This window comes from Urinicoccus massiliensis (genome assembly GCF_900120405.1).
GTDB classification, from domain to species: domain Bacteria; phylum Bacillota; class Clostridia; order Tissierellales; family Peptoniphilaceae; genus Urinicoccus; species Urinicoccus massiliensis.
On record NZ_LT635492.1, the window covers coordinates 256,731 to 279,144 of the forward strand.

Consider the following 22,414-nt stretch of genomic DNA (forward strand, 5'->3'; position numbering starts at 1 on the left):
ATGAAAAAACAAATTAAGAGCCTACATTTAAAAAATTTTCAATCTCATGAGGATACCGTGCTTGAATTTTTACCAGGTTTGAATGTTATATTAGGCAATTCTGACTCTGGGAAATCAGCTATCGTGCGAGGTTTACGTTGGTTATTCTATAACGAACCAATGGGAGCAGACTTTCTACAAAGAGGCAAGACCCAGGTAGAGGTAACAGCAGAATTTTATGATGGGACTATCCTAAAAAGATCTAGGCATAAGGGAACCAATGCCTATGATTTAACCTTGTCCACGGGAGAAGCGATGCATTTTGAAGGCTTTGGGCGGACAGTCCCTAAAGAAATTGTAGATTATTTAAATTTAAAAAAATTTCCCTTGTCGCCGACGGATGACTTAACCTTGAATATTGCAGACCAGCTGGAAGGGCCCTTTCTATTACAGGAAAAGGATTCAAATAAGGCCAATGCAATAGGTAGGCTGGTAGGAATCCACTATATCGACCAAGCCCAGAGAAATGTCAATAGAGATATAAAATCTCTAAACCAGGACCTAAAATATGAAGAAAATTCGCTAGAAGAATTACTGGAAAAGAAAAAAGAATATGACTTTATTGAGGACAAGACAAGACTTTTAAAGAATCTTCAAGAAATTATTGAAAAAGGCAAAAAGGCAGAAGAAAAAAAGGAATGCATTGAAAGCCATCTAAAAACCTATCAAGCCATAAGGGAAGATATTGACCAGTGTCAGAAAAGGCTTATTGACTACAAGGGAATCGACCAATTAAAAGCCCACCTCCTGGACTTGAAAGAAGCAAAAAAAAGGCATAGTCACTTACTAAGGATATACACTAGTTATGGGCTCATACAAGATAAAATGAGTCAATGCAAAGGTCTTTTAGACCAAGTAAAAGATTTGGACCGCGCAAAGGATAGCCTAAAGAAAACCCAACTTTTGGACAAAGACTATAAGCAAATAATGACCCTAACAAGACTTTACCAATCCAATCAAGAGTCCCTAGAAGAGGTTCAAGGTCAATTAAAAGAGGCTAAAGAATTAAAAAAGGCGAAAAAGTATTTGGAAGAAGGGAAGGGGACCTATGAAGGATTGGTCCGGCTAAAGGGATATGCAGAGACCCTAAGGGACCTCAACCAAAGATTTTCTATAGCAGACCAATACTTTAAGAAGTTTGCTGATTTTGATAAGGCAATAACATTGACAGAAACAATTAAGTTAAATGTAGGCAAACTGGAACAGTTGAAAAATCTCGAAGCTTCTTTAGTCAAATTAGGGGCAGAAAAACAAACAAATTTAATCCAATTGAAGTCCATGGAAAAATCTATTACAGGGGATAAGGCAAAATTAGAAAATATCCTAACCGAGTTAAAAATATGTCCCATCTGTAAACGACCAATGGATCAACACACGATAGAGACAATTATTTCGAATTAAAATGAAAGGGCTTAGCTATGAATTATGAAGAACAAATCAGTGCTTTAGAACAAAAAATTTCTTATGCAACAGAACAGAAGAATAAGGCAGAAGCTCGCTTGGAAAGCTTACAAATTCAAGAAAAGGACTTGCTAAACCAGCTAGATGAAATTGGTTTAAAACCAGAAGACCTGGAAGGAGAAATCCAAAGACTGGAAAATGAAATTAAGATGAATTTAGAGGCAGCAAACCAATATTTACCCAAGGAAATTTAGCCATGTCCAGTGCTTTTAAGTTTCTTGAAGACTTTAAAGAAAAAGAACAATCCAGCCTGGACCAAGCCATTGGTCAAAGGAAATATATTGAAGATAGGATTGATCTTGTTCAAAAGAAGATTGATGATATTGATAAAAAAATTGTCCTCTATTCCAATGTTGTTCTTTTGTTGCAAAAGACAGCTACATATGCCAGGACTCAAGCCAAGGCTCAAGTAGAAGATATGGTTACCAAGTGCTTGCAATATGTATTTGAAAAAGATATTGAGTTTGTAATAGATTTTCAAGAATTAAGAAACAATCCCAGTGCAGAATTTTACATTTCTTCCATATTTGATGAAGAAAAGATACTAACAGATCCCCAATCAGCCCATGGAGGCGGAGTTGTGGATGTTTTAAGTCTAGCCTTAAGGACAGCCTTTTTAGAACTTCAAGATCCGCCCTTTGAAGGCCCCTTAATCTTAGATGAACCTGGCAAACATGTTAGTAGCGATTATATTTTTAATCTGGGAGAATTTATTCAACAGTCAACAATAAGTTTTGGACGACAAGTTATCATGGTTACCCACAACAACCACCTGGCTCAAATGGGAGATTGTACCTATTTAGTGGATATACGTAACGGAAAAAGTATCGTTAAATTAAAGGAAGAGGACCAGGCAGAAGCCAAGTCTAGCCTGACAAATATGGTGAGTGAATGAGGAGTCTTTAAAGGGAGAATTCTAACAATATATTTTTCAAGAAAGCTTGAATTAGTCCTCAGTCACTGCAATGACTAAAATTATAAAACAAACAAATAGGATAAAGAATAGAAATGCCTAACTAAGCTTCTTGACTAATCTTGTTAAAAACGATACAATTTAATTGTATGATTTTTACAATGTATAATGAAAACTAAATAGGAGGTGCATGCTTTTGCCAGCTATTTTACAATGGGTACTCTATATTTTAGGCATATTATTAGCCTGCTTTGCCGGCTACTTAATCCGAAAACATATAGGGGAAGGTAAAATAAACCAAGCGGAAGAGCAAGCAAAAAATATCCTCATTGATGCACAAAGGGATGCTGAAACTACAAAAAAAGATCTTTTAAATGAAGCAAAAGATGAAATTCATCGTTTACGAAATAAAGTTACCGATGAAAACAATCGGCGGCAACAATCTTTAGAAGATATGGAAAAACGTCTTCTTAAAAAAGAAGAAACCATTGATAGGAAAAGTATTTCTTTAGAAAAAAAGGAAGAGCATTTAATTAAAGAAATTGAACAAACCAATACTTTGAAAGAGGAAGCAGAAGAGCTTATATCTCAACGATTAAAAGAGTTGGAGCGAATTTCTGGACTTACTCAAGATGAAGGGAAACAGCTTTTATTAAATGAGCTGGAAAGCGAAATTACCCAAGAATCTGCCTTGATTATTAAGGAAAAAGAGCAAGAAGTTAAAGATGAAGTTCAAAAGTATGCAAAAAATGCCATTGCTCTAGCAATTCAACGAATTGCAGCGGATACAGTAACAGAAGCTACTGTATCTGTAGTGAACCTTCCTAATGAGGAGATGAAAGGCCGAATTATTGGTCGAGAAGGCCGGAATATTCGTGCCATTGAGTCACTGACTGGTGTAGATTTAATTATAGATGATACGCCGGAAGCAGTTGTTTTATCTTGCTTTGACCCGATAAGACGTGAAGTTGCTAAGATTGCTTTAGAAAGACTTGTAACAGATGGTAGAATCCATCCTACAAAGATTGAAGAAGCGACAGAAAAAGCAAAACAAGAGGTAGATGCAACCATTAAAGAAAGTGGGGAACAGGCTGCTTATGATACAGGTATTCACGGTCTTCATCCAGAACTTATTAAGTATTTGGGAAGATTAAAATACCGTACAAGTTATGGCCAAAATGTTCTAAAGCATTCTGTAGAAGTTGCACATATTGCAGGCCTTTTGGCAGAACAAATTGGTGCTGATGTTAAGACGGCAAAACGTGGCGGACTACTGCATGATATTGGCAAGTCCATAGACCATGAAGTAGAGGGGCCCCATGTTGAATTAGGTGTAAATCTAGCTCGTAAGTATCGTGAAAACGAGGCTGTGATTCATTGTATTGAAGCCCACCACTATGATGTTGAATTCCATTCAGTAGAAGCCATCCTAGTCCAAGCAGCAGATGCAATTTCTGCAGCAAGACCTGGGGCACGGAGAGAAACAGTGGAATCCTATATCAAACGTCTTGAACAATTAGAAGCAATCGCCAATAGCTTTGATGGAATTGAAAAATCTTTTGCTGTACAAGCAGGGCGTGAAGTCAGGATTATTGTTAAACCTGAACAAACCAGTGAAGCCGAAACTATATTAATGGCTCGAAATATCAAAAAGAAAATTGAAACTGAATTAGATTATCCGGGACAAATAAAGGTTAATGTAATCAGAGAAACAAGAGCTGTTGAATATGCAAAATAAAACCTGCTAAGCAGGTTTTATTTTTTTATCCATAGTGGTAAGGTCCTAAAGCTAAAGGAAGATCTTTTATTTGAAAAAAACTATGTGATTATTATTAAGAGGGGTTTTTGTGAAACTATCATATATTGATGAATTTATCAGCTATTTAAAGTCCATCAAGGGACATAGTCCCTTGACCATCAAAGAATATTATTATGATATTCAAGGCTTCTATAAATTTATTTATCCCAAACTATATCCTGACTTTGATATGGAAGACTTTACAGCGGACCAGGTAACAAGCCAGGACTTAAATGCGGTAGATAAGCAAATGGTCTATTCCTACATATCTTATTTAGATATTGTTAAGAAGAATTCCAACAGAACAAAATATCGGAAGATATCCAGCTTAAGGGCTTTTTATAAATACCTATCTACAGTCATTGATGTTTGCAGTTACAATCCTGCTGAAACCATCGATATGCCCAAGATCGAAAAGTCTCTTCCGGTTTATTTGACCCTAGAAGAAGCCAAGAGACTTTTACAGACCATTTTATCCTCTAAACAAAAGGATATCTATAAGTATAGGGACTATGCCATGGTAACCCTCTTTCTAAATTGTGGAATGCGGTTGTCGGAATTAACAGCAATTGATCGCAAAGATATCACAGATGATGCTCGACTGAGGGTTGTGGGTAAGGGCAATAAAGAACGTATGATTTATTTAAATGAAGCCTGTATGGATGCCGTAAATAGATATTTAAGCTATCGAAATGGGATTCTTTCCGATAATGATGCACTCTTCTTAAGCATGCGAAGAAATCGGATGAGTCATTCCGCTACACAAAGAACCATTGAAAAGCATTTAAAAAATGCCGGTTTCGATACCGATAAGTATACGGTCCATAAATTGAGGCATACAGCTGCTACCTTAATGTACAAGTACGGATCTGGAGACCTAAGAGCCCTACAAGAAGTTTTAGGCCATGAGTCTGTTACTACTACACAAATCTATACCCATGTAGATAATGAAGAAATTCGTCAAACAACTTTGGACAATCCCTTGTCTCATGAAAAAGCTGATTAAATTTTCAATATCTCTTATATAAAGAAAGAGAGAGGGAGTTAAAAGGCATAAAAATAATAAAAGAAAGCATACAAAAATAGCAACAAAATAATAATTTTGTTGCTATTTTTATGTTTCGTTTGGAATAAGAGAATAGGCTATTTAGCAAGCTTTTAATGATAAAATATAATTTAAATTTTATTTCATCTTATTTTTTATCTAGATTTTAAAGTCTACTGGCATGGTTTTTATGAATGAATTCTTTACTTAAACTTTTGAATCATAGTTTTAAGATTTTAAAATAATTTCAGCTGGTATGTCGTGGATATTTTTTATTCTTTGAATCTTTATTTTTATTTTGGCTTCATTTATTGATATGCTTCTAGATTAGGACGTCTCTGTTTTTTAATTAACTCAAAGAATTTTTATACTCACCAATTTTTATCTAATAAATGGACTTAAATAAACATTAAAAGATCCAATACACCTAAATCAGACCACTATAGAGAAATTTACCTACAAATAAAGGCCTAAAATCCACGTTTTCTGATTTAAGGCCTTTATTTGTCGAAATTAGGTAGATATATACATATTTAATAGATTTGTATTAATAGATAGAAATGAGGCCCTTAAAATCGATTTTGAGGCCTCAAATTTATCATTACTATTTATCCGAAGTTAAATCACTAATAAGTTCACTGGGTATTAAAATTTCATCTCCAGGATAAATAGTTTTTGAATCTAGGTTATTATAGGTTTTTATTTTATCTAAGGTAACAAGGGTACTTTCATTTTCCATGGAGGAGTTCAGGGCGATGGACCACAAGGTATCTCCGCTGGTCACTGTATAGGGCACCCAGACTTCGAATTTATTTTCTTGGGCAATTAGGCCTCCAGATAATAAAAATCCCAGTAAAATAACAGCTGCAATACTTTTTATTTTTTTTAGCTTCATTTGAAATCACCTCAAAAAATATTTTTATGTTCTAAACAATATAGAACATATATTCAGAATATTTGTTCTATATATAGAATATACGAACACAACTTAATTGTCAAGAGAAAAAGAATATTTGTTTGAAATGTTTGTTCTTTTTTGATATAATACAAACATAAAGCTATGAGGTGATAATGATGTATGAAGATTTAAAGCAGCGAGAGATCGATATTTTATTTTTTATAAAAAAACAAATTGAACAAAATGGTTACCCTCCTACTGTTCGTGAAATTGCAGATGGAGTTAATGTGAAGAGTACATCTACGGTTCATAGCGCTTTAAGCAGTCTGGAGGAAAAAGACTATATTCGAAGAAATCCTACAAAGCCCAGAGCTATTGAACTTTTAGACCAGGAAGATGACTTATTAATGTCTAAAAAAAGGACAGTGGATGTCCCTATTTTAGGTCAAGTTACGGCTGGTGCCCCCATACTAGCTGTAGAAAACATAGATGATACTATTCCCCTACCTATAGACTATACACAAGATCGGGACTTATTTGTTCTAAAAGTAAGAGGAGAGAGTATGATTAATATTGGGATTATGGATGGAGACTATGTCATTATAGAACGTAGAAATTTCGCCAAAAATGGAGATCATGTTCTAGCCTTGTTAGATGATGAAGCGACAATAAAGACATTCTACAAAGAAGATGGCTGCGTTCGCCTTCAACCTGAGAACGACTTTATGGAGCCTATTTATGCACAAGAAGTAGCTGTTCTAGGCGTTATTGTGGGCCTGTATCGGTGGATGTAATATCACAAGCATTATTTTTAAAAATCAGGGTGGAGCTGGACTCCACCTTTTTTAAGAGTTTCTTCTAAAATTAATTAATTTTAAATATAGCTTTACATTTATCTCATTCTTTTATAGTTACTTAGTTTTATTGGGGCAAGTGTATTTTTATTCGAAAAAAATAAATGCCAGGGTTTAGGACAACTCTGGCATTTATTGATGTTTTTTACGCTTTGTACTTGTGTAGATGAAGGATTAAATTTTTTCCCTAGGAGTGTAAGTTGTATGCAATAATTCATGTGCTTTGGCTCCATAAACTTCACCCAAAAAGTCTTTATAAATCTTTTGAATCATTGGGTTTTCATGACTTTTACGGATAGGTTTATTTTTATCGATTTCATACAGCGCTTCTTGGCGTCGCTTGATAATCTCTGAATTACCATGATGGTAGGGCTGGCCAGCTCCTCCGATACAACCACCTGGACAGGCCATGATTTCGATGGCGTCGTATTTATTTTGGTCCTCTTCTACTTCTTCTAATAATTTTCGTGCATTACCGAGTCCGTGGGCAATTCCAATGGTAAAGTCTCGATTGCCTAGTTTTATGGTAGCACTACGAATTCCTTTAAGTCCCCGTAATTCTTTAAAGTCGACATTTTCCAATTCCTTGCCAGTTAATAATTCGTAGGCTGTACGTACGGCTGCTTCAATAACACCACCGGTTGTTCCAAATATGGTTCCTGCACCTGTGGATTCACCCATCAGGTTGTCAAATTCAGATTCTTCTAAATTATCAAAATCAATTCCATAATAACGAATCATTTGACCTAATTCCCGGGTGCTGATTACGTAGTCTACATCGCGGAAGCCGTCATTGGATAATTCGCTTCTCCTTGCTTCGGCCTTTTTAGCTGTACAGGGCATGACGGAAACAGTAACGATATTTGCAGGATCAATTCCCGTTTGCTTGGCATAGTAGGTTTTAACCATTGCCCCCATCATAATTTGGGGAGATTTACAGGATGAAGGAATATCTAATAGATTAGGAAAGTTTGTTTCAATGAATCGAACCCATGCGGGGCAACAACTGGTTAAGATGGGCATTGTTTTGTTGTTAACCACTCGATCGACAAGTTCAGAGGCCTCTTCCATAATAGTCAGGTCTGCTGAAAAATCGGTATCAAAAACAGTATCAAAGCCAATGTCTCTCAAGGCGGTAACGAGTTTTCCTGTAGTAATGCTTCCGGGGGCCTTATTAAATAATTCCCCTATAGCTACACGGATAGCTGGAGCTATTTGGACTACGACATGTTTATTTTCATCTCGGATGGCCTTAAGAACTTCATGGGTTTCATCAACCTCTACAATAGCTCCTGTGGGACAAACAGCAGCACATTGGCCACAAAATGTACAGGAGGATTCATTTAATTTCATTTGAAAGGCTGGAGCCACAATGGCATCAAAACCTCTATTTAAAGCAGATAGAGTTCCTACCGTTTGAACTTCATTACACATAGTTTCACAACGACGGCACATTACGCACTTTTCGGGAGTTCTAAGCAGAGAGGCACTTGACTTGTCAATTCGATGAGTCATTCTTTCTCCAGGATACTCTACCATGCGGATACCTAAGCGATTGGCTAATTCCTGCAACTCACATTCTAGGTTTTTAGGGCAGACCAGACAATCTTTAGGATGGTTTGATAGGAGTAATTCCAGATTTGTTTTTCGAGCTTCAACAGCACGAGGGGTATTGGTTTTTATAACCATACCCTCAGTAATTTCTTCTGAACATGCGGTACAAAGAGTTTTTCTCCCCTCCACTTCAACCATGCAAAGACGACAGCTGGAAGGTTTATTTTCATAACAAAAGTTATCCAGCTTCATATGGCATAGGGTAGGAATTTCAATACCTATTTCTCTAGCAAGGTCCAGAATCGTTGTTTTTGGCTTTACTTCTCTTTCTATACCATTAATATAACATTTCATGACAACCTCCTAAAGTTTTGATATGGCATTGACTGGACAGTTGTGATAGCATGTCCCACAAGCAATGCACTTATCTAGATTAATAGAATGGGGCTTTTTAATTGATCCAGAAATGCAATTTACAGGACAGAATCGGGCACATTTTGTACACCCAATACACTTGTCCGGATCAATAATATATCCCTTTTTCACAAGATGGTTGGCATAATTTACATACTCATCTTCAAAAAATTCAAGAGTAGATAAGACCGGATTGGGTGCTGTTTGTCCAAGACCACAAGCGGCGGTATCCTTAATGGTTTGAGACAAGACCTTAATTTTTTGGACCAGGTCTATACTCCCCTTTTGATCCATTAATTTTGTTAACATTTCAAGTAAGCGCTTGGTACCAATTCGGCATGGTGTACACTTACCACAACTTTCATCTTGCGTGAATTCCAAGTAAAATTTTGCAATTCCTACCATGTCGTTGTCTTCGTCCATTACAATTAGGCCGCCAGACCCCATCATAGCATTGATTTTTTTTAAATTTTCATAGTCAATGGGGGTGTCGAGGTTTTCTTTTGTAATCATAGCCCCGGAAGGACCACCAATTTGTACAGCTTTTAGTTCTTTGTCATCGGGGATTCCTCCTCCAATATCATAGACAATTTCCCGGATGGTAATTCCCATGGGGACTTCCACCAGGCCTACATTATTCACATTTCCAGCTAGGGCAAAAACTTTGGTTCCACTGGAGGATTCAGTGCCAATGGAATTAAACCATTTTGCACCTTTTAAAATAATTTGAGGGATATTGGCATAAGTTTCTACGTTATTAACTGTTGTCGGGTAGCCTAGGTAACCGGATACACTCGGAAAAGGAGGCTTACGGGTTGGCTCTCCACGCTTTCCTTCAACAGAGTGAATCAAAGCAGTTTCTTCCCCGCAAACAAAGGCTCCTGCACCAAGACGAATTTGGATGTCAAAGTCAAAGCCGCTGTTGAAAATATTTTTTCCAATAAAACCATATTTTTCTGCTTGAGAAATAGCGCGTTTTAGTCGGTTGATAGCTAGAGGATATTCTGCACGAATATAAATTTTGCCGTGGTTGGCTCCTGTAGCATAACCTCCAATAGCCATAGCTTCCAGAACACTATGGGGGTCCCCTTCTAAGATTGAACGGTCCATAAAGGCACCGGGGTCTCCTTCGTCAGCATTACAGAAGATAAATTTTTCTTTTGATTTGGATTTGGCTGTATTTTCCCACTTAATTCCTGTTGGGAAACCTCCACCACCACGGCCTCGAAGACCTGAATCTTTGATGACTTGGACAACTTCTTCTGGAGTCATAGATTCTAAAGCTTTTGCCAATGCTTGGTAACCGTCTTGAGCAATATACTCATCGATATTTTCAGGGTCAATGAGTCCACAGTTTTTCAAGACAATCCGCATTTGTTTTTTGTAGAAATTCATGTCGTCCTGGTCCGGTATATAACCTCCAGCATTGGACTTGTATAGTAACCGCTTAACAGGACGGCCATGCATAATGTGTTCATCTAAAATTTCTTCTACATCTTCAGGTTGAACTTTTACATAAAAGACATTGTCCGGATAAACTTTTACAATGGGTCCTTGTCCACAAAAACCCAGACAGCCTGTGCGTTTTGCTTCAACATCGCTGATAAACCGTTTTTTTAGGCCAACTTGAAACTCATCAAGTATTTCAATACTCCGAGCAGATGTACATCCTGTATCTTGGCAAACTAAAATTTGTTGTCGTATGTTAGAGGTCATTTTTATCACCTACTTGTCTCTGGCTGTCCTTTGCAGAAGTTTTGTTTGAAAGGGTCTCTGGTTTATCTGCTTTTTTCTTGTTTTCTTTTTGTGAAGGGGATTTTTTTTCATTTTTTGAATCAACAAGGTCATTATCTGTAAGATTGGGGTCTTGTTTTAAAGCGTTTTTAACAGAGCTGTCTTTGGAGCGCAGAGTATAAATTTCTTGAATTAAATCTCTAATTTTTTTGCTATAGATACTTGTTGAGTCTACATCAATGGAAAATTTATAAGTAATATGAAAATTAAAATTTTCTTTTTGCTTAGGATCATCTTCATATAATATTTTTGCTCGATCCCCATTTAAACTATTTACATATTTCCGCAATTCATAGATTGCACGAGATACCTCTGTGTAATCAGCCTTTTCGTTGCCTTTAATGCAGATAGTTACAACTTCATCATTAGCCATATTGCCAATACTTCTAGGGGCCATCAAATCTTGGTACTTATCCTTAAGCTCAAGTAAATGTTTTCCACTATTAACTTTCATCAGCCTTCTCCTTTTCTCGATATTCCACAATAATATCGTCTACCATATCATTGGTAACGTGGCTAAAGATTTTATCATTAATTTTAACAACCGGCCCTAGGCCACAGGCGCCTAGACAGCGGATACTGTTTAGAGTAAATAAGCCATCTTCGCTAATTCCCTCTTCATTGACCTTGAGTCTTTCGCTAAAGATATCGTAAAGATTTTGAGATCCCTTAACGAAGCAAGCAGTACCTCTGCAAACGTCTACAATATACTTAGTTACCTGCTTTTCACTAAAAAAAGAATAAAAGGATACAATTCCGTTGATTTTTACTGCAGGCATATCAATTTTTCGAGCAATGTGCAGTTGCAATTCTTTAGGCAGATATTCAAAAACACTTTGGGCATAGTGTAAAATAGTAATGATGTTTAGTTGCTTATCTTCAAAAGTGTCAATATAGGCATCTAACATGTCAAGTTTCTTCTTTTCTAAGATGCTCATGTCTAAATCAGACATCAAATCACCCCTCTCTACTATTAGGATACACCATAATTATAAAAAGTATAGTATATTAAGAATAAAATGCACAAACTAAGACTATTTTTTTACATATATTTGACAAAATTAAATATAATTGGGCATATTAAAAATAAAAGACGAAAAATGGACTAAGAAATCCAGTTTTCGTCCTTAAATCTTTTAAGGACATTTCTTAAACTAATTCGACAATGAGCATAGGTTAATCCGCCTTGGAAGTAGGCAATATAGGGTTGACGCATTGGGCCGTCAGCTGACAATTCAATAGAGCTACCTTCAATAAAACCACCTGCTGCCATAATGACAGGATCTTCGTATCCAGGCATATCCCAGGGTGTTGGGATGAAGTGGGCGTCAACAGGTGAACTTTTTTGAATCTCTTCACAAAAAGCTTTTAATTTTTCGGGATCCTTAAAGACAATGGATTGGATAATATCGGACCTTGGATCCTTGGCTTGAGGAATACATGGATAGGATAAGGATTCAAAACATTTGGCAAACAACAAGGCTCCCTTTAAGGCTTCAGAAACAACATGGGGGGCCATAAACAAGCCTTGGAGAATTTGCCGGGTCATGCCAAAGGAAAGGCCACATTCTTTACCAATTCCTGGTGCAGTTAGGAGGTTGGCTATATGGTCAATGTACTTGGCCTTACCTACAATGTATCCTCCGCAATATGCCAAACCACCACCTGGATTTTTAATAAGAGAGCCAGCCATAATATCCACACCAAGGTCAGTTGGCTCCAGAATTTCTGTAAATTCACCATAGCAGTTATCTACAAAAATCGGAAGCTTAGAATTGATTGATCGAATCCGGTCGACAGCTTCTTTTATTTCCTGAATTGTGAAGGCTCTTCTTTGGCTATAGCCTGTGGATCGTTGAATGACAACCAAACTTGTTTTTTCGCTAATAAAGTCTTTGAACAGATTAAGATTCATTTGACCATCTTTTAAGGGGACTTCTTGATAGGAAACACCTCTGCTAAGCAAGTTTCCACTTTCCTCCCCTGTTAATCCAATAGCCTTTTGCATGGTGTCATAGAGGGGGCCACACAGGCTTAAAAGCTCGGAACCTTGTCTTAGAAAGGATGAAACAGCTAGGAAGATGGCATGGGTACCAGAGACGATATTGGGCCTTACAAGGGCATCTTCTGTATGAAAGACATCCTTATAAATGGCCTCCACCTTATCCCGGCCACCATCTCCATATCCATAGCCTGTAGTCCAATGAAAATCAGATGCAGCCAACTTATTTTTCTGCATGGCTTTTAGGATTTTTTCTTGATTCAGAAGGGTAATTTTTTCTCTTAACTGAAAAAAATCCTTAGCTTCTTCTTCCATCCTATCTATTAACTTGTCTATTTCTTTATTCATGTTCCCTCCAATGTGAAATAATTTGGTCTAAAGCGTCTCCTTGATTCAGATTGCTTAAATTAAGCCAAAATCCATTTTCATAGCGCCGGAACCAGGTTAATTGTCTTTTTGCATAGCGTCTAGAATTTCTCTTAATGAGGTCTATGGTTTCTTCATAGCTTGTATGGCCTAGAAAATACTGGTAAATTTCTTTGTAGCCAATGGCTTTCATGGCTTGGTTTTTGTTATTTAAGCCACGGTCTATCAAAGCCTTGACCTCATCAAATAAGCCTTCTTGAACCATTCCATCTACTCTTTGGTTGATTCGCTCATATAGTTCTTCCCGGTTGCGGTTTAGGATAATTAAACAGGGATCATAAAAGAGACTCTCCACATTTAAACCGGCAGAAGCTTGTTTAGGGTTTTGGATTTCAATTTCTAAGGCCCGCATTAATCGCTGGGGATTTTTTTTATCCAAGCTTTCTAACTTTAAGGGATTGAGCTCTTTTAATAAATCAGACAGACCTTGACTTCCCTTGGTTTCATAAATTTTTTCTAAATTTTGTCTTAAGGACTGGTCTTTTTTTGTCTTAAAGAAATCCAATTGGCACATGATACTGTGTAAATATAAACCAGTCCCCCCAACTAAGATGGGAAGCTTGCCCTCTTTTTCAATTATCTCAATATAGGACCCCACGTCTTCAGAAAATTCTGCAACACTATATTCAGCAAAGGGGTCTACATGGCTTAAACCGTAATGAGGAATACCGTCTGTTTCATCTAGTTTAATTTTCCCAGTTCCAATATTAAAATCTTTGTAGATTTGCATGGAATCTGCAGAAATGATTTCTCCATTTAAAGCCTTGGCCAGGTCTATGGATAGGTGGCTTTTCCCAACTCCTGTAGGCCCAGTTAGAATGAGTATTTTCTTTTTCATGATTCGACCCTTAAAAATAACTTTTCCAATTCTCGTTGGCTTATTTTTAATACGCTAGGACGACCATGGGGGCAGGTATAGGGATCATCACAAGCAATCAATTGTTGAATGAGGGCTTCTACTTCGATACCTATTAGGGGGTCATGGGCCTTTATAGCACTTCTGCAGGCCTTGCGCATAATGTCATAGCGATTAAAGTCGTATTTATTAGAAACAGTGGATAAATGGTCAATCAGGTTTTGAATAAAGGAAATAGAACCTGGCTCTCCAAAGATAAAGGGAACCTCTCTAAGTAGGATACTATCTTCGCCAAAAAAGTCATAGACAAATCCCAGCTCTTGGAAGGAAGTTTGGTAGTTTTCTAAGAGAGTTCGGGCATATTGCGAAGTCTTAATAAGCTCAGGCGTTAAAAGAATTTGCCGGTCTATAGCCTCGTTAGAAAATTCATAAAGATACTTTTCGTAGAGAATACGTTCATGGGCAGCATGTTGGTCAATTAGATAAATATCTGTTTTTCCTTGGAAAAGCAAATAAGTTTTAAAAATTTGTCCAATATATTTTGTTTCCAAGAGGGATTGGATCCATGTTTTTTCCGGATCAAGCCTAGAATAGTCATCCTCTTCTTCTGAGGCGTAGTCCAGATATTCAGCCTGGTCAGTTAGGTCTTGGTCCGAAGGTGGAAGGAGGTCCACTTTATTTAAAGAGTCATCTCTAACAAAGTTAATCTCTTCTATATCTTCTTTTTTTAGAGTAGGGTCTTCTTTTTTAGACTGACCATATAGGCTCAAAATGTCCAAAGGATCCTTTTGAGGCATGGTGTTTTTAATATTTTGGACATCGGGAATTTTAGATCCATTAAAGCTTTGACTTAAAAGTTCTTGAAGAATAGGGATTAACTTATTTTCGTTAGATAACTTGACCTCGTGTTTTTTTGGATGAATATTCACATCAACAAGTTGGGGGTCAATTTCAATATATAAGACAAAGATTGGAAATTTCTGCAGGGGAATTTTTGACCGATAAACTCCCTCAATGGCCTTGGATATTTGTAAATTACGAACATATCGGCCATTAATATAGATATATTCATGGATTCGGGAAGACCGATAGAGTTGGTTGTCTCCAAAAAATCCTTGGATTTTATAGGAGGAAGATTTAAAGGAAATTGCCTGCAAGTGTTGGACAATTTGTTTCCCTAGGATGGAATAGAGGTGGTTTTCATGGTTCTGGCTATTAGAACTTTTAAAAACCTGACGATGGTCCTTGCTTAAGGAAATAGAAACACCGGGGACACCTAAGGAGATTTTTTCTACAACCTCTACGATATTTGCCCATTGTATTTTACTGGCTTTTAAAAATTTTTTACGAACAGGCAAATTTTCGAAAATATTTTTTACTTTTATCGTGGTTCCGATAGGAGCTCCTATTTTCTCCCGTAAAACTTTTTTTCCAAATTGATAAACCAAGCGGATAGCATAGTCCTGGTCACAAGACCTGCTGATTATTTCCAGTTCGCTGACCTGGTTTATACTTGGTAGGGCCTCGCCACGGAAGCCGAGAGTTTTTGAATTATTCAAATCTTCGATAGATTGAATTTTTGATGTTGCATGCCGTAAGACTGAAAGTTCAATTTCTTCTTGGCTCATGCCTATGCCGTTGTCTGTAATTCGAATATAGCTGGCAGGACTGTTTAAAATTTCAATTTGAATTTGACTACTTTGGGCATCAATGGAATTTTCTAAAAGCTCTTTGACAACACTGGCAGGTTCTTCAATGATTTCGCCAGCAGCTATTTTTGAAATTGTATCACTTGTCAGTTGATGTATCATTCAAGACCTCTTTTACTTCTATTTGCAAGTTTTGTACTTGGGTTAAAGTTTCCAATGGTGTTTGGCTCAACAAGTCAATTCTAGCTAATTTTTTTAAAATATTCTTATAATCCTCTTCCCTGTCAAAAACCTTGTCCTCCTTCTTTTCATAAAGAGGAGGAAGACTTGGAGTTTTTTCTTTTTCGTCAGCTTTTAATTTTAAGAAGATTTCCTTGGCTCTTTGGATGAGTCTTGGGTCAATACCAGCCAGTTGGGCTACATCAATCCCAAAAGATTGGTTGGAATACCCATGACTTATCTTGCGCAAGAAACTAATACCATGTTCATTTTCTTCCGTTAAGACCGTTAGGTTCACAAGCCCCGGAATTCGATCCGCCAGGGGAATTAATTCAAGATAGTGGGTTGCGAACAGGGTTTTAGCCTTAATTTCCTTAGCAATATATTCGATTAAAGCCCAGGCAATACTTAGGCCATCAAAGGTTCCTGTTCCCCGCCCTACCTCATCTAAAATAACCAGAGATTGGCTGGTGGCTTCCTTGGTAATGGTAGCCACTTCCTTCATTTCTACCATGAAAGTACTTTCTCCTCCACTTAGGTTATCAGAAGCGCCAATTCGGGTGAAAATTCGGTCTATGGGTGGAATTTTTGCCTGGCTTGCAGGAACAAAAGATCCTATATGGGCTAGAATGCAAATTAAGGCCACTTGACGCATGTAGGTGGATTTTCCGGCCATATTGGGCCCTGTAATGAGGGCAATCATCTCATCATCCTGGTTTAAATAGGTATCATTAGGAACAAAGAGTTCAAAGGCCTGGTTGGCTTCCACCATGGGGTGGCGGCCTTCTTTTATTTCTAAAACCTGGTCCTCTTGAATAAGAGGTCTTACATAGCCATAACTATGGGCAAGGCTGGCAAAGGAAGAGTAGATGTCCAATTCTGCTATTTTTTGTGCTGTATATTGAATGCGAGACAAATAGTCCTTGGTCTTGTTTTTTAAGTTTAAGAAGATAGAGCTTTGAAGACTCAGAGATTCATCTTTAGACCCAAGAATTTGAGACTCCATCTCCTTTAATTCAATAGTAAAAAATCGTTCACTTCCAACAAGGGTTTGCTTTCTTAAATAATAATCCGGAACAGCATCGGCATTGGACTTGGTTACTTCAATAAAATAGCCCAAAATTTTATTATATTTTATCCGGAGGTTTTTGATGCCTGTTTTTTCCTTTTCCTTTTTTTCTAAGTCAATGAGCCATTTTTTCCCATGGGTTCTGGCATCAATGAGTTGGTCCAGCTGTTCATCGACTCCTTGTTTGATAAAGATTGTATCTGTTATTAGAACAGGAGCATCTTCAATTAAGGTATTTTCAATAAGGTTAATTAGGTCTGATAAATCAGGGAAATTGGAAACGAACTTGAGGCATTCGGGCTTTTGCGAGGCAAGGAGCTTTTCTTCAAGATCCTTGCTGGTAAGAAGGGTATTTTTCAAGCAAATTAAGTCCCGGGGACTAATAGACCCTGTAGCGATTTTTACAGATAGTCTTTTTAAATCATAGACGTCCTTTAAAGAGGTCTTTATTTGGTCTAAAAAGATTAAATCATTGAATAAGAGTTCAACAAAATCCAGTCTTTGGTTGATTTTAACGGGATCTCTCAAGGGATGGTTAATCCAGTATCGCAGGAGTCTGGATCCCATGGAGGTTTGGTTCTTGTTTAAAACATGGTAGAGAGAACCTTCTTGATCTCCACGACCTAGAGTTTCAAAAAGCTCCAGGTTTTTTTTTGCTGTTTCATCCAAAACAAGCTCTTCCCCACTATCTACAGAGATAATCTCTAAAATATGATCCATATTGGTTTTTTGAGTTAGGCTAATGTAGTTTAAGAGAAAAATTGCCGTAGAATAGGATAGAGGATGACGCATGTTTAGTTTTAAAAAAGATTCCTCAAGTTCTTTAGTAATGGAAAGCTTTTTTTGAACCATAAAATCATCCACAACTTGGATGGATATCTTTTCGTTCATAAATTCCAATTTTTCTAAAAGGTCTGGGTGGATCAAAATTTCCTTAGGGTCGTAGGTAGCAATTTGGTCTTGAATCCATAAAATGGCCTGGTCTTCGTCTTGGAAAAAATTCTCCAAACTAAAGAATTCTCCTGTTGAATAGTCTAAAAAAACCAAAGCTGTACTGGATTCTATAAATTGGATGGCACAAATATACCGGTTTTCATCCTTTTTCAAATAGGCTTCATTGGTAAAGGTTCCAGGAGTTACAACACGGATGACTTCTCTTTTTACAATACCTTGAGCTTCTTTAGGGTCTTCAACCTGGTCACAGATGGCAACCCGGTAGCCCTTAGCAACTAATTTAGCCAGGTATTGATCGGCTACATGATAGGGCACCCCACACATGGGGATATTTGTATCCTCCGTTTTGCCACGTTTTGTCAGGGTAATATCTAGTTCTCTGGAGGCAATTTTTGCATCCTCAAAAAATAATTCAAAAAAGTCCCCTAGCCGGAAAAATAATAGACAATCCGGATAAGCATCCTTTGTTTTTAAATACTGTTGCATCATAGGGGTGTATTTTGTGTAATCTTTATGAACCAATAAACTCACCTTCTAAATTAAAGGAATTTGCAGAAGTAATCGTTATAGGAAGAATCTTTCCAATAAGTCTATCCCCTCCTCTAAAATGGGTTAATTTAAAGCCTTCTGTACGGCCTGTCAGCATGGACTTATCATGCTTAGAATGATCTTCTACTAGAACCTCAAGGGTTTTCCCAACCAAAGCCTTATTTTTTTTCTCAAAGATAGGATAAAGAGTGTCTGTCAAGCGATTAAAGCGGTCTTGCTTGATTTCCTTTGGAATTTGGTGGATATTATTAGCTGCAGGAGTCCCCTCTCTAGGAGAGTACAAAAAGGTAAAGGCACTATCGTATTGAACATACTTAACTAGGTCTAGGGTATCTTGAAAGTCATCTTCACTTTCTTCAGGAAAGCCAACCATAATATCTGTACATAGGGCAATATCAGGAACCAAGTTTTTAACCTTGTCTATTTTTCTCATATAGTCCTCCCGACTATAGCGTCGGTTCATCTTCCTTAAAACAGAATTAGACCCGGCTTGGACGGGCAAATGTAAAAAGTTACACAGGGAGTCCAAATCTTTAAAAGCCATTAGGAGGTCGTCTGAAATATCTTTAGGATGGGAAGTCATAAAACGAATTCGTTTTAAACCCTGAATTTTTGCCAAATCATAGATTAAGTGGGTAAAACTGTACCCATTTTCCAGAGCTGGTGCATAGCTATTTACATTTTGTCCCAGGAGGGTAATTTCCAGAACGCCACTAGCAACCAGGGCTCGAACTTCATTTAGGATGTCTTGTGAAGGACGACTTACTTCCCTTCCCCGGGTGTAGGGAACGATGCAATAGCTACAGAAATTATTACATCCGTACATAATATTAACGAAAGATTTGTAGGGGTAGTAACGATTTGCCAAAAGCTTATCATCAATGGATTGGAAGGGCTCATCAATGTCAATGGTTCTTTTCTTAGTTTCATAGTGGTCTAGGAGCAAGGCCGGGAGCTTATGAATATTATTTGTTCCAAAAATAATATCTACGTGCTTACATTTCTCCAGGACCTTGTTCCTAGATTCTTCCCTTTGCATCATGCAGCCGCAGACGGCAATGGTTAAGTCTCTTTGCTTTTTTTGGTGTTTGAGCTCTCCTAACTTACCATAGACTTTATCTTCTGCAGAATGACGGATTGAACAGGTATTTAGTAAAATTAAATCCGCTTCTTGAGGGTCTGGAGTAGCATGAAAGCCCACTTGCTCCAGAATCCAAGAAATTTTTTCAGAATCATGCTCATTCATTTGGCAGCCATAAGTCATAATGTGATATTTAGCCTGGCTGGGTAATTTATCTTTTAATATATGGATAACTTGTTCTTCTTGATCTATAAAATTCAAAAATATACTCCTTTAAAATATTAGAATATCTAACTTAATATTATACCATAATTGCCGGGGGAAAACTAAAGAAGAGAAAAACATAGCCTAATCCAGATAAAATTTTATGTATAAGAAAAGAGTAAGTCTTTAAGACTTACTCTTCATAAATATAATCCTTCATATTGTTTCCTGCAATCATTACTGTCGATGTATTATGCAAGAAAGAGGACGTAGTGTTGGATATAATATTAAAGGCTCCTAGGGCAATTAAAGAAGAATTAACCAACATAATTTCTTGATGATCGGCCTTCATCCGCTTTAACATAGACCGGCCTAGTTTCACAACATTAACTAGACTGTACAATTCATCAGTTCCAATTGCAATGTCAGAGATTTCTTTTGCAATATCTGCACCCTTATGCATGCTAATACCCACATCTGCCATAGAAAGAGCAACAGAATCGTTAATTCCATCCCCAATCATAACAACAGTATGTCCCTTGGCCTTCATAGACTTAATATAGTTAGCCTTATCCTCCGGAAGAACTTGAGACTGATATTCATCAAGTGATAGCTGTTGAGCTATACTTCGAGCAGCATTTTCTGCATCTCCCGTTAACATGACAATGTGCTTAAATCCAAGGTCCCTAAGTTGGTCTACTGTTTCCTTAGCATCACTTCTTAGAGGATCTGAAATACATAGAACAGAAATTAATTCGTTGTCAAGGGCCAAGTAAAGTAGAGAATATTCTTCCTTGAGTTCATCAATTAAAGACTGGTCTTCAGCATTTAATCGGACTCCCTCATCGTCAAAAATGAAATGAGCAGAACCAATTAGGGCCTTTTGTTTCCCAATATAGGCTGAAATGCCATGGGCTACAATATATTCAGGCTCTGAATGCATCTCTTCGTGCTTGACATTTTCTTCATGAGCCTTATTAACTACCGCATTGGCAATGGAATGGGGGAAATGTTCTTCAAGGCAAGCAGCTATTTTTAAACAATCTCTTTCATCATAGTCAGGATTGAAGGTGATAATTTTTTCAACCATAGGCTCACTTTTTGTTAGAGTGCCTGTTTTATCAAAAATAATGGTGTCTGCCTTGGCTAGATCTTCTAGATACTTTCCGCCCTTAACCAGGACATTGTTGTCTGAAGCTTGGTTCATAGCCTTCATAACAGCAATAGGCATGGTTAGTTTTAAGGCACAAGAGAAGTCTACCATTAAAAAGGCCTTGGCCGCTGTAAAGTTTCTTGTCAAAAGATAGGTAATTCCAGCGCCTAAAAAAGAGTATTTCACAAGACCATCTGCCTTGTTTTCGGCATTTAACTGAGCTAAAGCCTTATTTTCTTCAGAAGAATTAATCAAGTCAATGATATAGTTCAATCGAGTTTCATTGTGTTTTTTCGTCGTTTCAATAAGCAGTTGGCCTTCTTCCAAGACAGTTCCGGCAAATACTGTTTTATTTTTAGTCACCTTGACAGGCTCGCTCTCTCCAGTAAAACTGGATTGGTTGACTAAGCCTAAGCCGTCAATGACTTTTCCATCTACAGGAATAACCGATCCCATATTTACATAAACGGCATCGCCTATTTCGACGTCATCTAAAGATTTAATTATTTTTTCATGGCCATCTTTAACAAAGACCTTATCCACTTGAATAGCCAATGATTTGGTTAAATTTTGCTTGGACTTTTTCAGGGTCCATTCTTCTAAGTCTTCACCCAAGCCTAATAAAAACATAATGGATGAAGCTGTAGCAAAGTCACCAGAAAGCATAGATACACTTATGGCTGTCATATCCAAGACATCAACACTTAAGCGTCGATTCCACAGGGATTTTAATCCACTCTTTATGAAAGCTCCACTCTTATACAGGGTTAAGACAGTCCGGATAGGCATAGGTAACAAGCGGATTAAAAGTCTTGTTTCAAAAGAGTCCCTTACAATATCAAACAGGTCATTTTCTTCCAAAGATAAGAAATTTTGGTCGTCAATTACTGTTTGATCAATTGTTTCTTCTTTTAGGGACAAGAGATATCGACAAATGCTTGGAAAGTCTTCTTCCTTATATTCTAGACTGATGCTAGAATTTTTTTTGTAAATTTTATAAGTGAGGATTTGGTCGTTTTTATCCAATAAATAGCTTAGTTTATCCAAAAAATCAATGGAATACAACTTATTGGATATTAGACGACACCTTCCCGGTATTCTATGGGCTATTGAAATATCCATTTTAAAACTCTTAGTCTTCTAGATCTGCTTCACTAGCAACTTCTTCTATGTCGTTTTCTTTTTCTTCTTCTTCTCTTTCGATGTCTTTTTCCATCTTTAATACTTTTGCTTCAGCAACGATGTCGTCTGCATTTTCTTTTACTTTTTCTACAGCCTTATCAACATCGTCTTTAATTTTTAAACCGCCGGCAACTGCACCTACAGCTAAATCCTTAATCTTTTGAGATTGAATAATTTTACTACCGATAGCACCTGCTAATACACCAAGTCCGATTCTAATTAATTGTTTGTTCATTTTGTTTCTCCTCTCATAAAATGATACAGTTTCTCAATTTCATTATATAACCCTGTTGCCTTAAA

The 22,414-nt window shown here is 37.1% G+C and carries 18 protein-coding genes; 6 read left to right on the forward strand and 12 right to left on the reverse strand.

Features of this window, described 5'->3' with window-relative positions; translation table 11 throughout:
* From BQ7400_RS01580 to BQ7400_RS01600, 5 genes are all read left to right on the forward strand, one after another.
* On the forward strand, positions 1 to 1,440 hold the full coding sequence (locus tag BQ7400_RS01580; protein WP_072469231.1) for an AAA family ATPase: 1,440 nt from the start codon (positions 1 to 3) through the stop codon (positions 1,438 to 1,440).
* A 17-nt stretch (positions 1,441 to 1,457) separates the two neighbouring features.
* Positions 1,458 to 1,694 carry a hypothetical protein gene (locus BQ7400_RS01585; protein ID WP_034438521.1) on the forward strand — a complete coding sequence of 79 codons (237 nt, stop codon included), beginning with the start codon at positions 1,458 to 1,460 and terminating at the stop codon, positions 1,692 to 1,694.
* 2 nt (positions 1,695 to 1,696) lie between these two features.
* Complete coding sequence (locus tag BQ7400_RS01590; RefSeq protein WP_072469232.1) at positions 1,697 to 2,395, forward strand: P-loop NTPase family protein; 699 nt, start codon at positions 1,697 to 1,699, stop codon at positions 2,393 to 2,395.
* 208 nt (positions 2,396 to 2,603) lie between these two features.
* Entirely contained in the window at positions 2,604 to 4,151 is a 1,548-nt protein-coding gene (rny, locus tag BQ7400_RS01595; RefSeq protein ID WP_072469233.1) for a ribonuclease Y, read from the forward strand.
* A 109-nt stretch (positions 4,152 to 4,260) separates the two neighbouring features.
* Positions 4,261 to 5,217 carry a tyrosine recombinase XerC gene (locus tag BQ7400_RS01600; RefSeq protein ID WP_072469234.1) on the forward strand — a complete coding sequence of 319 codons (957 nt, stop codon included), beginning with the start codon at positions 4,261 to 4,263 and terminating at the stop codon, positions 5,215 to 5,217.
* Between the two features lie 643 nt (positions 5,218 to 5,860).
* Here BQ7400_RS01600 and BQ7400_RS01605 read toward each other — a convergent pair.
* On the reverse strand, positions 5,861 to 6,151 hold the full coding sequence (locus BQ7400_RS01605) for a LysM peptidoglycan-binding domain-containing protein (RefSeq protein WP_034438509.1): 291 nt from the start codon (positions 6,149 to 6,151) through the stop codon (positions 5,861 to 5,863).
* Between the two features lie 179 nt (positions 6,152 to 6,330).
* Here BQ7400_RS01605 and lexA point away from each other — a divergent pair, with 179 nt between their 5' ends.
* The gene (gene lexA, locus BQ7400_RS01610; RefSeq protein WP_034438584.1) at positions 6,331 to 6,948 is read left to right on the forward strand and encodes a transcriptional repressor LexA; all 618 of its coding nucleotides are present in this window, start codon (positions 6,331 to 6,333) and stop codon (positions 6,946 to 6,948) included.
* Positions 6,949 to 7,182: 234 nt separating this feature from the next.
* Here lexA and BQ7400_RS01615 read toward each other — a convergent pair whose 3' ends face one another.
* The 11 genes from BQ7400_RS01615 to BQ7400_RS01665 all read right to left on the reverse strand — a co-directional run bounded on the left by BQ7400_RS01615 (position 7,183) and on the right by BQ7400_RS01665 (position 22,349).
* On the reverse strand, positions 7,183 to 8,916 hold the full coding sequence (locus BQ7400_RS01615; protein WP_034438487.1) for an NADH-dependent [FeFe] hydrogenase, group A6: 1,734 nt from the start codon (positions 8,914 to 8,916) through the stop codon (positions 7,183 to 7,185).
* Between the two features lie 9 nt (positions 8,917 to 8,925).
* Positions 8,926 to 10,692 carry an NADH-quinone oxidoreductase subunit NuoF gene (locus BQ7400_RS01620; RefSeq protein ID WP_072469235.1) on the reverse strand — a complete coding sequence of 589 codons (1,767 nt, stop codon included), beginning with the start codon at positions 10,690 to 10,692 and terminating at the stop codon, positions 8,926 to 8,928.
* Positions 10,682 to 11,224 (reverse strand): hypothetical protein, encoded by a 543-nt coding sequence (locus BQ7400_RS01625; protein WP_072469236.1) that lies wholly within the window; start codon positions 11,222 to 11,224, stop codon positions 10,682 to 10,684. The genes BQ7400_RS01620 and BQ7400_RS01625 overlap by 11 nt, the downstream gene beginning before the upstream one ends.
* Positions 11,214 to 11,723: an NADH-quinone oxidoreductase subunit NuoE family protein gene (locus tag BQ7400_RS01630; RefSeq protein WP_034438479.1), complete on the reverse strand. Its 510-nt coding sequence runs from the start codon at positions 11,721 to 11,723 to the stop codon at positions 11,214 to 11,216. The genes BQ7400_RS01625 and BQ7400_RS01630 overlap by 11 nt, the downstream gene beginning before the upstream one ends.
* A gap of 152 nt (positions 11,724 to 11,875) precedes the next feature.
* Complete coding sequence (locus tag BQ7400_RS01635) at positions 11,876 to 13,120, reverse strand: methionine gamma-lyase family protein (protein WP_072469237.1); 1,245 nt, start codon at positions 13,118 to 13,120, stop codon at positions 11,876 to 11,878.
* Positions 13,113 to 14,036 (reverse strand): tRNA (adenosine(37)-N6)-dimethylallyltransferase MiaA, encoded by a 924-nt coding sequence (miaA, locus tag BQ7400_RS01640; RefSeq protein WP_072469238.1) that lies wholly within the window; start codon positions 14,034 to 14,036, stop codon positions 13,113 to 13,115. The genes BQ7400_RS01635 and miaA overlap by 8 nt, the downstream gene beginning before the upstream one ends.
* The gene (mutL, locus tag BQ7400_RS01645; protein ID WP_072469239.1) at positions 14,033 to 15,865 is read right to left on the reverse strand and encodes a DNA mismatch repair endonuclease MutL; all 1,833 of its coding nucleotides are present in this window, start codon (positions 15,863 to 15,865) and stop codon (positions 14,033 to 14,035) included. The genes miaA and mutL overlap by 4 nt, the downstream gene beginning before the upstream one ends.
* Positions 15,843 to 18,467: a DNA mismatch repair protein MutS gene (gene mutS, locus BQ7400_RS01650; protein ID WP_083553234.1), complete on the reverse strand. Its 2,625-nt coding sequence runs from the start codon at positions 18,465 to 18,467 to the stop codon at positions 15,843 to 15,845. The genes mutL and mutS overlap by 23 nt, the downstream gene beginning before the upstream one ends.
* A complete protein-coding gene (gene miaB, locus BQ7400_RS01655; protein ID WP_072469240.1) occupies positions 18,457 to 19,842 on the reverse strand; it encodes a tRNA (N6-isopentenyl adenosine(37)-C2)-methylthiotransferase MiaB in 1,386 nt (461 codons plus the stop codon). Before miaB ends, mutS begins: the two co-directional genes overlap by 11 nt.
* 130 nt (positions 19,843 to 19,972) lie before the next feature.
* Positions 19,973 to 22,054, reverse strand: a complete 2,082-nt coding sequence (locus BQ7400_RS01660) for a heavy metal translocating P-type ATPase (RefSeq protein WP_072469241.1) — start codon at positions 22,052 to 22,054, stop codon at positions 19,973 to 19,975.
* Positions 22,055 to 22,064: 10 nt separating this feature from the next.
* The gene (locus BQ7400_RS01665) at positions 22,065 to 22,349 is read right to left on the reverse strand and encodes a DUF6110 family protein (protein WP_034438463.1); all 285 of its coding nucleotides are present in this window, start codon (positions 22,347 to 22,349) and stop codon (positions 22,065 to 22,067) included.
* Between the last annotated feature and the right edge of the window lie 65 nt (positions 22,350 to 22,414).

Bases quoted from the DNA above. Each gene is read 5' to 3' on its own strand.
- BQ7400_RS01580 (WP_072469231.1), top strand. From the start codon at position 1: ATGAAAAAACAAATTAAGAGCCTACATTTAAAAAATTTTCAATCTCAT.
- BQ7400_RS01585 (WP_034438521.1), top strand. From the start codon at position 1,458: ATGAATTATGAAGAACAAATCAGTGCTTTAGAACAAAAAATTTCTTAT.
- BQ7400_RS01590 (WP_072469232.1), top strand. From the start codon at position 1,697: ATGTCCAGTGCTTTTAAGTTTCTTGAAGACTTTAAAGAAAAAGAACAA.
- rny (WP_072469233.1), top strand. From the start codon at position 2,604: ATGCTTTTGCCAGCTATTTTACAATGGGTACTCTATATTTTAGGCATA.
- BQ7400_RS01605 (WP_034438509.1), bottom strand. From the start codon at position 6,151: ATGAAGCTAAAAAAAATAAAAAGTATTGCAGCTGTTATTTTACTGGGA.
- lexA (WP_034438584.1), top strand. From the start codon at position 6,331: ATGTATGAAGATTTAAAGCAGCGAGAGATCGATATTTTATTTTTTATA.
- BQ7400_RS01615 (WP_034438487.1), bottom strand. From the start codon at position 8,916: ATGAAATGTTATATTAATGGTATAGAAAGAGAAGTAAAGCCAAAAACA.
- BQ7400_RS01620 (WP_072469235.1), bottom strand. From the start codon at position 10,692: ATGACCTCTAACATACGACAACAAATTTTAGTTTGCCAAGATACAGGA.
- BQ7400_RS01625 (WP_072469236.1), bottom strand. From the start codon at position 11,224: ATGAAAGTTAATAGTGGAAAACATTTACTTGAGCTTAAGGATAAGTAC.
- BQ7400_RS01630 (WP_034438479.1), bottom strand. From the start codon at position 11,723: ATGTCTGATTTAGACATGAGCATCTTAGAAAAGAAGAAACTTGACATG.
- BQ7400_RS01635 (WP_072469237.1), bottom strand. From the start codon at position 13,120: ATGAATAAAGAAATAGACAAGTTAATAGATAGGATGGAAGAAGAAGCT.
- miaA (WP_072469238.1), bottom strand. From the start codon at position 14,036: ATGAAAAAGAAAATACTCATTCTAACTGGGCCTACAGGAGTTGGGAAA.
- mutL (WP_072469239.1), bottom strand. From the start codon at position 15,865: ATGATACATCAACTGACAAGTGATACAATTTCAAAAATAGCTGCTGGC.
- BQ7400_RS01660 (WP_072469241.1), bottom strand. From the start codon at position 22,054: ATGGATATTTCAATAGCCCATAGAATACCGGGAAGGTGTCGTCTAATA.
- BQ7400_RS01665 (WP_034438463.1), bottom strand. From the start codon at position 22,349: ATGAACAAACAATTAATTAGAATCGGACTTGGTGTATTAGCAGGTGCT.